This window comes from Niallia endozanthoxylica, assembly GCF_008710145.1.
Classification (GTDB): domain Bacteria; phylum Bacillota; class Bacilli; order Bacillales; family Cytobacillaceae; genus Bacillus_BD; species Bacillus_BD endozanthoxylica.
Genome location: NZ_VYKL01000015.1, coordinates 199,066 through 210,367 on the forward strand (window position 1 = coordinate 199,066; position 11,302 = coordinate 210,367).

The 11,302-nt window shown below is 37.8% G+C and carries 12 protein-coding genes; all 12 read right to left on the minus strand.

The features are described from left to right. Positions 1-105 precede the first annotated feature (105 nt). The 12 genes from F4V44_RS08055 to rimP all read right to left on the minus strand — a co-directional run bounded on the left by F4V44_RS08055 (position 106) and on the right by rimP (position 11,270). The gene (locus F4V44_RS08055) at positions 106-1,092 is read right to left on the minus strand and encodes a polysaccharide deacetylase family protein (protein ID WP_150439484.1); all 987 of its coding nucleotides are present in this window, start codon (positions 1,090-1,092) and stop codon (positions 106-108) included. A 262-nt stretch (positions 1,093-1,354) separates the two neighbouring features. Beyond that, on the minus strand, positions 1,355-3,475 hold the full coding sequence (gene pnp / locus F4V44_RS08060) for a polyribonucleotide nucleotidyltransferase (protein ID WP_150439485.1): 2,121 nt from the start codon (positions 3,473-3,475) through the stop codon (positions 1,355-1,357). 252 nt (positions 3,476-3,727) lie between these two features. Continuing rightward, the gene (gene rpsO / locus F4V44_RS08065) at positions 3,728-3,997 is read right to left on the minus strand and encodes a 30S ribosomal protein S15 (protein WP_150439486.1); all 270 of its coding nucleotides are present in this window, start codon (positions 3,995-3,997) and stop codon (positions 3,728-3,730) included. A 108-nt stretch (positions 3,998-4,105) separates the two neighbouring features. Further along, complete coding sequence (gene ribF, locus F4V44_RS08070) at positions 4,106-5,080, minus strand: bifunctional riboflavin kinase/FAD synthetase (protein WP_150439487.1); 975 nt, start codon at positions 5,078-5,080, stop codon at positions 4,106-4,108. Positions 5,081-5,110: 30 nt separating this feature from the next. Further along, positions 5,111-6,028, minus strand: a complete 918-nt coding sequence (gene truB / locus F4V44_RS08075) for a tRNA pseudouridine(55) synthase TruB (protein ID WP_150439488.1) — start codon at positions 6,026-6,028, stop codon at positions 5,111-5,113. Between the two features lie 65 nt (positions 6,029-6,093). Then, positions 6,094-6,471, minus strand: coding sequence for a 30S ribosome-binding factor RbfA (gene rbfA / locus F4V44_RS08080; RefSeq protein ID WP_150439489.1), 378 nt, complete (start codon positions 6,469-6,471; stop codon positions 6,094-6,096). Between the two features lie 16 nt (positions 6,472-6,487). Then, a complete protein-coding gene (locus F4V44_RS08085; RefSeq protein ID WP_150439490.1) occupies positions 6,488-6,769 on the minus strand; it encodes a DUF503 domain-containing protein in 282 nt (93 codons plus the stop codon). Further along, positions 6,769-8,952 (minus strand): translation initiation factor IF-2, encoded by a 2,184-nt coding sequence (gene infB, locus F4V44_RS08090; protein ID WP_150439491.1) that lies wholly within the window; start codon positions 8,950-8,952, stop codon positions 6,769-6,771. The genes F4V44_RS08085 and infB overlap by 1 nt, the downstream gene beginning before the upstream one ends. Before the next feature lie 20 nt (positions 8,953-8,972). Then, positions 8,973-9,275: a YlxQ family RNA-binding protein gene (locus F4V44_RS08095; RefSeq protein WP_150439492.1), complete on the minus strand. Its 303-nt coding sequence runs from the start codon at positions 9,273-9,275 to the stop codon at positions 8,973-8,975. After that, positions 9,275-9,556, minus strand: coding sequence for an RNase P modulator RnpM (gene rnpM, locus F4V44_RS08100; protein ID WP_150439493.1), 282 nt, complete (start codon positions 9,554-9,556; stop codon positions 9,275-9,277). Before rnpM ends, F4V44_RS08095 begins: the two co-directional genes overlap by 1 nt. Before the next feature lie 21 nt (positions 9,557-9,577). Beyond that, positions 9,578-10,762 carry a transcription termination factor NusA gene (nusA, locus tag F4V44_RS08105; protein ID WP_150439494.1) on the minus strand — a complete coding sequence of 395 codons (1,185 nt, stop codon included), beginning with the start codon at positions 10,760-10,762 and terminating at the stop codon, positions 9,578-9,580. A 37-nt stretch (positions 10,763-10,799) separates the two neighbouring features. After that, positions 10,800-11,270 (minus strand): ribosome maturation factor RimP, encoded by a 471-nt coding sequence (rimP, locus tag F4V44_RS08110; protein ID WP_150439495.1) that lies wholly within the window; start codon positions 11,268-11,270, stop codon positions 10,800-10,802. Positions 11,271-11,302 lie beyond the last annotated feature (32 nt).

The following is an 11,302-nucleotide window of genomic DNA, read 5'->3' on the forward strand; positions in this document are numbered from 1 at the left end:
CCTCAGTTGCATCATTGATTTCATTATCTTTATTTCATCTATGCCAAGTAAGTATATACTAATACCGTTATTTTTTCCAAAAACTTGACTTTTAGGCAAAATTTCTTAATCCTTCTTATGGTCTTTCATCTTTTCCATTGAAAAAGAATCAACAGATCTTTCTTCTTTTAATAATTCAGTAATCGTATTAATTTGCAATTGCTTTTGCTTAATTCTAATAATTAATCTATCTAACGATTGTGCGGTTGGAGAGGTTGGATGCATAAGAATAATGGCTCCATTATGTACCTTGCTCATCACACGATTAATTAATACATCTGGAGAAGGTTTTTGCCAATCGACAGTATCAACACTCCACATGATTGTACCCATCTTTTCCTCTGCCGCAATGGTGACCACTTCATCACGATAGCTGCCGCTTGGCGGTGCAAACCACACCGGGCTGGAACCTATTGTTGCTTTGATTACACCATTTGTTTTCATCATTTCCTGACGAATTTTCGCTGCCGAACTCACTTTTAAATCAGGATGAGTAAATGAGTGATTCCCAATCTCATGGCCTGCATCAGCAATCATTTGGGCAAGTTCTGGGTATTTTTGAACCCATCTCCCTTCAAGAAAAAAAGTAGCGGATACATGATGTTTTTTTAAGGTAGCTAACATATCTGGTAAATATTCATTTCCCCATGCAACATTTATAATAAAGCTTACCATTGGTTTATCCGGATGCCCTTTATATATCGGAGCAGGTGGAAGATCTTCTAGATGTACAGCAGGCTTTACTTGTTTGAATACTAATTTTTCTTCTTCAAATTCTCCGCTTTCTTTCATTTTTTTATAAGAGGCTTCAATGTCTACTTTTAACCCATTATATCCCGGTATTGCTTTCCAGATTTTATCTATTTTTGCATCACTAGCGGGAACCTTGTATTTCTCACTATTTAATACAATTTCATGATAAAGAGAATCCTTCTCGATACTTACCTCAAGAGAATTCCCTTTTATTTTACTTATAAATTCATTTGTTAAAGGATTACTAACCATCATAAATGCCATCACGAAAATAATTCCAAAAACACTCATTTTTTTCATTAATCTGCCTCCTCCATATAAAATATGAAAAAAAAGGACAAGGTAGAACGAAAAAAGAAAAGCACAAGCGTCTTGAAAAGAAGGATGACTATAAAAACCGTCACCTCCTGTGGCGAACGTAGACATCCGAATATCCTATACTGGTCCTCCAAGCATAAAACAGCTTTTAGCCTTCACTCAGGAGTGCCATATCATCTGGGGCTAGACAAAAAAACAGTCAGAGTCCTGACTGTCTTTTTTGTCTAGCTTTTATTATGTCTATTTATTGTTGAGCACTTTGCTCATGTTCACGCTGTTCCTTTAAGACAGCCTTACGCGACAGATTCACGCGGCCCTGCTTGTCAATTTCGATAACTTTTACAAGCATTTCGTCACCAATCTTTACAACGTCTTCCACTTTTCCAACACGTTCCTCTGCGAGTTCAGAAATGTGTACAAGTCCATCTTTACCTTGGAATATTTCAACAAATGCACCGAACTTCTCAATTCTCTTTACTTTACCAAGGTACAATTGTCCAGCTACTACTTCACGAACAATATCCTCAATAATATGTTTAGCCTTTTGATTCATTTCCTCGTCAACTGAAGAAATAAAGACCGTTCCATCCTGCTCAATATCAATTTTAACTCCTGTTTCTTCAATAATCTTATTGATTTGCTTACCGCTAGGTCCAATAACATCACGAATTTTATCAGGATTGATGGCCATTGTTAAAATTTTCGGAGCAAACTTTGATAATTGGCCTCTTGGTTTATCAATTGTCGCCAGCATGGAATCTAAAATTTGCATCCGGCCTTTTTTCGCCTGCTGCAATGCCTCTTCTAAAATTTCTTGAGACAGTCCTGCAATTTTTATATCCATTTGTAATGCCGTTACACCTTTAGCAGTACCGGCCACTTTAAAATCCATGTCTCCAAGGTGATCTTCCATCCCTTGAATATCAGTCAGAATTGTATAGTGTTCACCTGATTTAACCAATCCCATAGCAATGCCAGCTACTGGTGCTTTAATCGGTACCCCTGCGTCCATCATCGCAAGTGTGCTAGCGCAAATACTTGCCTGCGAAGTAGAACCGTTAGATTCCAACACTTCAGACACTAGGCGTACTGTATAAGGAAATTCCTTTTCATCTGGGATTACAGCTAATAACGCTCTTTCCCCCAATGCACCATGTCCAATTTCACGGCGTCCCGGCCCTCGCATTGGTCCTGTTTCACCAACACTGAAATTAGGGAAGTTATAATGGTGCATAAATCTTTTTTCTTCTTCAAGTCCTAAACCATCTAAAATTTGTACATCACCTAAAGCACCTAGTGTGCAAATACTTAACGCCTGCGTTTGACCGCGTGTAAACAAGCCCGATCCATGTGTACGAGGTAAAATATTCACCTCAGAAGATAACGGACGGATTTCAGCAATGCCTCGGCCATCAGGACGTACTTTTTCCTCTGTAATAAGGCGACGAACTTCACCTTTAACCAGTTTATCTAATATTTGCTTTACCTGTTTTACAGTATCTTCTTCTGCTTCTTTTTCTTCATAATGAGCCAATATACGGTCTTTTACTTTCTTTATTGCTTCTTCACGGGCATGTTTCTCCTGAACTTGAATGGCCTGAATCATATCTGCTTCGCAAAGGTCACGAACTTCCGCTTCTAGCACAGAATCAAGTTCAAATAGAACAACTTCTAGTTTTCCCTTCCCAATTTCTGCAACAATGCTTTCTTGGAAGGCAATTAACCGCTTGATTTCTTCATGACCAAACATAATAGCTTCCAGCATGGTTTCTTCCGGAACTTCATCTGCCCCTGCTTCAACCATATTAATAGCATCCTTTGTACCAGCAACAACTAAGTGAATATCACTTTTTTCTGCCTGCTCGACAGTAGGATTAATGATAAATTGATTATCAATTCTACCCACTGTAACACCTGCTATCGGGCCTTCAAATGGAATATCAGAAACGCTTAATGCAAGTGAAGATCCAAACATAGCAGCCATTTCCGTAGAACAGTCCTGATCCACACTCATAACCATACTCACAACTTGAACTTCGTTTCGGAACCCATCAGCAAATAAAGGTCGAATCGGTCTATCGATTAATCGACTAGCTAAAATTGCCCGTTCACTTGGACGTCCCTCTCTTTTAATAAAACCGCCGGGAATTTTTCCAACCGCATATAAACGTTCCTCATAATTCACTGTCAGCGGGAAGAAATCAACATTTTTTGGTTCCTTTGAAGCGGTTGCAGTGCTTAGCACCGCTGAATCGCCATAGCGAACTAAAACAGCACCATTGGCTTGTTTTGCTAACTGACCAATTTCGACAGTCAATTTTCGGCCAGCCCAATCTATTGAATAAACATGCTTATCTTGTCCCATTTAATTATTACTCCTCTCTACCTGAAATACATTAGAGGTACTGCGAAACTGAAACCATTCGCACATACTGATTCTATATATATAAAGCAGTTTTCTTATAATAAAAACATAGCTATTATTATTATGTACATTTTTTGTTGAATTTAAGCTCTATTATACATACAATTCCATAATGAATTTGATTCACAAACCAGATTATGGTATATATTTTTAAGCTAATAAAAAAGCGGGAAAATTCCCGCTTTTCATTGACTATCTACGTAAACCAAGTTTATTAATCAGTTCACGGTAACGTTGAACATCTTTATTACGTAGGTAAGTTAATAAATTACGACGCTTACCAACCATTTTCAAAAGACCACGACGTGAGTGATGATCTTTCTTGTGTGTACGTAAATGTTCATTCAAGTTGTTAATTGATTCTGTAAGGACAGCGATTTGAACTTCTGGAGATCCAGTATCCGTTTCGTGTACTTTATACTCGTTAATAAGTTCATTTTTGCGTTCTTGAGTGATTGCCATCCTGCTTCACCTCCTAAATTTTTCAAATCCCCTATTACTGAGCAAACGTTGGTGAATCGTATTGCCAAGCAAAGGTTCAATTTGATACGTTAATAAGAATACAACTTTTTATGATAAAATGCAAGTGTCTGTCCTGTATTTTTCAAAGTAATTTTGGGCACTTGCTTTATCCTTTTCAATTTGGGCAATGAGCTCATCAATCCCAGAAAATCTTTGTTCACTTCGCAGTCTGCGATGCCATTCAATCGTTACTTCTTCGGCATATATATCACGGTCAAAATCAAAAATATATACTTCAATAGAAGGTTTATCCGCTTTTTCCTTATGAAATGTTGGTTTATAACCGACATTGCATACTCCTTGGAATGTCTCTTTACTTTTTGCAATCGTAAATCTCACAGCGTATACCCCTGTCGGAGGCAGGAGATAATCATCGTGAATATCAACATTTGCCGTTGGAAATCCAATGGTTCTGCCTCGTTTTTCTCCATGTATAACTTTGCCACTAGTCGTATAAAAACGGCCAAGAAAATGGGGTAGCTGTTCCACTTTTCCATCATGGATTCCCGCTCTGATAGAAGTTGAACTGATTTTTTCCTGACAAAATTGCAGTTTTTCTATAACTGAAAAAGTGAATTTTTCTCTTGAGTGGAAGGTTAATGTTTCCATTGTTCCTTTCCCCATTCTTCCATATGTATAATCAAAGCCTGCAACAACATGCTTAACGTTTAAATTAATTAAGTACTGATCTACATATTCCTGCGGTAATAAATTAGCAAATTCCTCAGTAAAACGAACAACAAAAAAGTAATCAATCCCAAGATTTTGAATTAACCTGATTTTTTCATCAAGAGGGGTTATATATTTAATATGCTGTACACTTCTCCCAAGAACAACAGATGGATGCGGATTAAACGACATAACAGCACTTTTAAACCCTCTTTTGTCAGCTTCTTGTTTTGCCGCTAATATGACTTTTTGATGTCCAAGATGCACACCATCAAAAAAACCTAAAGCCATAACCGACGGCGGGATATTTTCTTGTTTCATTTGATGAGGATGATCTAGATAATAAACTTCCACGTTCTGTATCACCTTTTCTATAAAGCATGCTTACTCTATGGATCTTAGCACCTTTGAAGGCTTCATCATTCCCGGTTTTCCTGGATGATGAATATAAATGGCTAATGCCTGACCAGATTCTGTTTCGACTACAATCGGCTTTGTTTCATTCATGCACGAATCAGGAGTAGGTAAAACAGCTCCATTTTTGACTTTCTCCGCTATTTTATCATTGATTCTATATTTGGGCAAATGTGCTAATGCCGTTTCAATCGGATATAAAATATCCTTAATCTTCCCTTCTTCCATTTTTTCCTCAACCTGTTCAAATGTGAAACAATCAGCAAGAGAAAACGCCGCTGATTGGATTCTGCTTAAATACGACATATGTGCGGGAAAGCCAAGAGCTTCTCCAATCATAACAGCTAGTGTACGAATATACGTGCCTTTGCTGCAGGAAACACGAAACCGAAATGAAACCTGTTCGCCACTGAAATTTTCGCGGTCATCTAAAAGTTCGATTGAATAGATTTCAACCGTTCGAGTCGGCCGCTCAACTTCAATGCCTTGTCTAGCATATTCATATAGTTTTTTTCCATTGACTTTTACAGCAGAGTACATTGGTGGTGTTTGATTAATTCTCCCAGTAAACCCTTGCAATACCTTTAGGATTTCATCTCGGTTCATTACACGATTGACTGTTTTTCTCGCGATCATTTCTCCGCTTGCATCTTCAGTTGTTGTTGAAAAACCTATCGTTACTTCTCCTTCATAAGCTTTCCCTGCATCGGTAATGTATTCTGCCACTTTTGTAGCTCGGCCAATACAAATAGGCAATACACCTGTTACATCTGGGTCAAGAGTTCCCGTATGACCCACTCTTTTCGTATGCAGGATTTTTCTCAATTTAAATACACAATCATGTGATGTCATACCCTTAGGTTTATAAAGAGGAATAATTCCTTCCATTAGCTTAATATCCTTTCTTTATTCTGAAAAAAATGGATAGACCAGTGTCTATCCATTTAAAACCATTATGATTGTTCATTTTCATTAGGTTCGTTTGCTTTTTCCTCATTGTGAATTTGATGTAATAAAGTATCAATTCGATGTCCATAATCAATTGATTCATCAAATTCAAATAAAATTTCAGGTGTTTTACGCAAACGTATCCGTTGTCCAATTTCTGAACGGATAAAACCTTTTGCTTTTGCAAGTCCAATTAAAGTATTTTCACGCTGCTTTGCATCACCTAAAACTGAAATATAAACGGTTGCCTGCTGCAGGTCGCCGGTTACATGTACATCGGTTACGGTCACAAATCCAATGCGCGGATCTTTAATTTTACGCCCGATTATCTCACCAAGCTCTTTTTTCATTTGTTCCCCAATACGATTTGCTCTCACGCTCATAATCTCACCTCTTTTATTAAAGCCATTCTATATCGGTGATGGTCCGTTCCAATTCTGGAAACGAATCAATAAACTTAAGGGCATTCTGCAATTCTATTTCCGCTGCTACATGAGCAGATGCAACAGCAGCAATAGCGAGTTTACTTCTTTGCCAAGTATCTTGAAAATCCACTTCAGCAATTGACACATTATACTTTTGCTTTAGTCGAGTCATCACTCGTTGTAAGACTGCCCGCTTTTCTTTTAAGGAATGGGCATTGTAAATAATACATTCGAAGGCGGCTAAGCCAACTATCATTAACGTCCCACTTCTTCCATAATATATGCTTCAATCACGTCACTTTCTTTAACGTCATTGAAGTTTTTGATGGTAATACCACATTCATAACCTTGACTAACTTCTTTTACATCATCTTTAAAGCGTTTCAAATCATCAATTTCTCCTTCAAAAATAACAACCCCATCACGGATTAAACGAATACCGCTGTCGCGCGTAATTTTTCCGTCTGTTACATAGCTTCCGGCAATCGTTCCCACTTTGGATACTTTAAAGGTTTGACGAACTTCTGCTTGACCAATGATTTTTTCTTCAAATTCCGGATCAAGCATCCCTTTCATGGCAGCTTCAATTTCTTCTATCACTTTATAGATAATACGATGTAAACGAATATCCACATCCTCTTGGTCTGCTGCCCGTTTTGCATTATTATCCGGACGAACATTAAATCCAATGACAATCGCATTTGACGCAGCAGCTAGAGAAATATCGGACTCATTAATCGCTCCAACAGCCGTATGAATAATCTTGATATTTACACCTTCAACATCGATTTTTTGTAATGATGCCGCAAGTGCTTCCGCAGATCCTTGAACATCTGCTTTAATAATAATATTAAGTTCCTTCATTTCACCCTGCTTCATATGCTCGAACAAGTTATCAAGGCTTATTCTTGTTTTTTCGCTGCGCTGCGCTTGCAGGGCGGAAGATGCTCTCACTTCACCTACTTGGCGAGCTGTTTTTTCATCATCAAAAACAACGAAACGATCTCCAGCTTGCGGAACTTCGTTTAATCCGGTAATTTCCACTGGTGTTGATGGACCTGCTTCTTTTACTCGGCGTCCTAAATCATTCACCATGGCACGGACACGACCAAATGTATGACCAACAACGATTGGATCTCCAACTTTTAATGTACCGTTTTGTACAAGTAAAGTTGCGACAGATCCGCGACCCTTATCCAATTGAGCTTCGATAACTGTTCCAACCGCTTTACGATTTGGGTTGGCTTTATATTCTTCCACTTCACTGACAAGTAGAATCATTTCTAGTAAGGAATCAATTCCTTCACCGGTTTTTGCAGAGATTGGAACAAAAATGGCATCTCCACCCCATGCTTCTGGGACAAGACCATGTTCTGTTAATTCCTGCATCACACGATCAGGGTTTGCTGTAGGTTTATCAATTTTATTTACCGCAACAATAATTGGAACCTCAGCAGCTTTCGCATGGTTGATAGCTTCAACTGTCTGTGGCATAACCCCATCATCTGCAGCTACAACAAGAATCGTAATGTCTGTGATTTTTGCACCTCTAGCACGCATCGTTGTAAAAGCAGCGTGACCAGGAGTATCTAAAAACGTAATCTTCTTCCCGTTTTCAACCACTTGATAAGCACCGATATGCTGTGTAATTCCTCCTGCTTCTCCTGCTGTTACTTTTGTGTGACGAATGGAATCAAGCAATGTGGTTTTCCCATGGTCAACGTGACCCATGATTGTAACAACTGAAGGTCTTTCAACTAGTTCTACATCTTCATCATCTGTGAAGTAAACTTCAAGATCTGTTACATCAATTTTAATTTCTTCTTCAACTTCTACCCCATATTCACCGGCAATTAATTCAATTGCATCTTTATCAAGATCCTGATTAATGGTTGCCATAACACCGAGCAAGAATAATTTTTTGATGATTTCAGATGGTTCTCGATGCAGCTTTTTTGCCAGCTCTGCAACAGTTAAAGATTCAGTGAATGTAATTTTAGCAGGAAGTTCCTTTTCTTTCTTCTTTTCCGGCTGTGCTTGATACTGATGTTTACCTTTATGCTGATTGTTTTTATTTTTATTTTGATTATTTTGGTTACTTTTACCTTTATTTTTATTAAAGCCGCCTTTTTGGTTTGCTTGTGTATTTTGACTTGGCTTTTTAGGCGACGATTTAATAACATCTTTGGTTTTTACCACATGCTGTTCATCATCCAACTCCGTTTGATACTGAGTTTTTTCTTTTCCTTGCTGCCCAGTTGCATCAAGCTTTTTATCATCCTTCTTTTGAAAATATCCGTCTAGCTTTTTCACAGCATCATCCTCGATTGTTGTCATATGATTTGAAACCTCTATATTCATGTCTTTTAATTTCGTAATAACTTCTTTACTTGAGATATTTAATTTTTTTGCGTATTCATACACGCGTATTTTACTCATACTTTCACCCCCGCTGATATTTAATCGAGCAGCGTCATTAATTTTTTTGCAAATCCCTCATCTAATAATGCAACCACAACACGTGCCTCTTTTCCAATTGCACGTCCTAATATTTCACGGTTTTCAATGATTTTTAAAGGAACTCCGTAGGATTTACATTTATCTGTAATTTTTTTAGCTGTGTTAGCAGAAGCATCTGACGATAATAGAATGAGCTTTGCTTTACCGCTTCTAATTTCTTTTACGGATAACTCTTCTCCCGAAATAATTTTCCGCGCTCGATTGGCTAATCCAAGCAATGATACCCATTGATGTTCATTCATTAGGATAATCGATTCTCCTTTTCGATAAGCTCCAATAACTCATCATATATAGAATCATCAATTGATACTTGTAAATGATTGGATAACACATTTTTCTTTTTTGCAGATAGAACGGTTTCTTTATCCAAGGAAAGATATGCGCCACGACCCGATTTTTTACCCGTTAAATCGACTGACACTTCCCCTTCTTTAGAACGGACGATTCGAACTAATTCTTTTTTAGGTTTCATTTCACCAGTCACGACACATTTACGTAAAGGCACTTTTTTTCGACTGTTCACCCTCATCCCTCCTTGAATAATTTATCGTTCATCATCAAAGTTGTCAGTATCAAAGTTAATATCATCATCTACATCGATATCATGATTATGTTTTAACTCAAAGTCCACTTCTTCTTCTATATCTTCTTGATTAAAGGTTAATAGTGATTCCTCACGAGGAAAAATACCTGCTTCGCGAGCATCACTTTCAGATTTGATATCAATTTTCCACCCTGTCAGCTTTGCAGCTAAACGTGCATTTTGACCACGTTTACCGATTGCAAGCGAAAGCTGATAATCAGGAACAATAACCGTCGTTGCTTTATCTGCTTCATTTACGATTACATCGAGAACCTTGGAAGGACTTAATGCATTCGCAACAAAAACAACAGGGTCAGCTGACCATTTTACAATATCAATTTTTTCACCCTTCAATTCATTAACAATTGCTTGGACACGAGATCCTTTAGGTCCTACACAAGACCCGACTGCATCTACTTCTGGATTATCAGAGTGAACAGAAATCTTTGAGCGGTCGCCAGCTTCACGCGCAACTGATTTAATTTCAACCGTACCATCATAAATTTCAGGTACTTCTATTTCGAATAATCTTTTTAATAACCCCGGATGTGTACGGGAAACAAATATTTGCGGACCTTTTGTTGTTTTTTCAACCTTAGTTAAAAATACCTTAATGCGATCATGTGGTTTGTATCTTTCATTCGGCATTTGTTCATTGCTAGGCAAAATTGCTTCAATTTTACCGAGACTGACATAGATAAACTTTGGATCCTGTCTTTGCACAATCCCTGTCATAATATCTTCTTCGCGATCAATAAATTCTGAATAAATAATACCTCGTTCTGCCTCACGAACACGTTGCGTTACAACTTGCTTAGCCGTTTGAGCTGCAATTCGACCAAAATCCTTTGGTGTTACTTCTAGCTCAACTACATCTTCAATTTGGTAATTTGGATTAATGCGGCGAGCATCATCAAGTGAAATTTCAAGACGAGGATCAAATACTTCATCTACCACTTCTTTTCGGGCAAATACACGCATAGACCCTGCACCTAAATTAATATCAATTCTTACATTTTGAGCTTGATTAAAATTTCGGCGATAGGCAGAGATAAGTGCTGCTTCAATCGCTTCCATTATGACATTTCGAGAAATTCCTTTTTCCTTTTCAAGCACTAACAGAGCATCTAGTAATTCACTGCTCATGAGAATGGTTCCCCCTTAATTTACAGTTCTTCCTTTGTTAAGAAAAGCTAACAGCAAGTCTTGCCTGTGCTACCTTCTCATAAGGAATGTTCACGCTTTTCTTTCTTGTTTTTATTTTGATTTCTAGTGTAACAGTTATTCCATCAAAGTGGGTTAAAATTCCTTCAAATTGCTTTTCACCTTCAATTGGCTCGTACGTTTTAATGAATACATTTTTTCCAATCGCTTTTTCAAAATCTTTATCCTTTTTTAGAGGGCGCTCTGCTCCAGGTGAAGAAACTTCAAGGAAGTAATTATGCACAATCGGATCAACCTCGTCTAATTTCTCACTAAGTCTCTCGCTAACTAATCCACATTCTTCAATATCTATGCCAGTTTCTTTGTCAATAAATACTCTGAGAAACCAATCTTTACCTTCTTTAACATATTCAATGTCAACAAGCTCAAGTCCCATATCATCCAATATTGGCGTGACTAATTGACTAACCGTTTCTGCCACTTTGCTCACGGTATCCCTCCTTTACACTTAAGCACCATAAG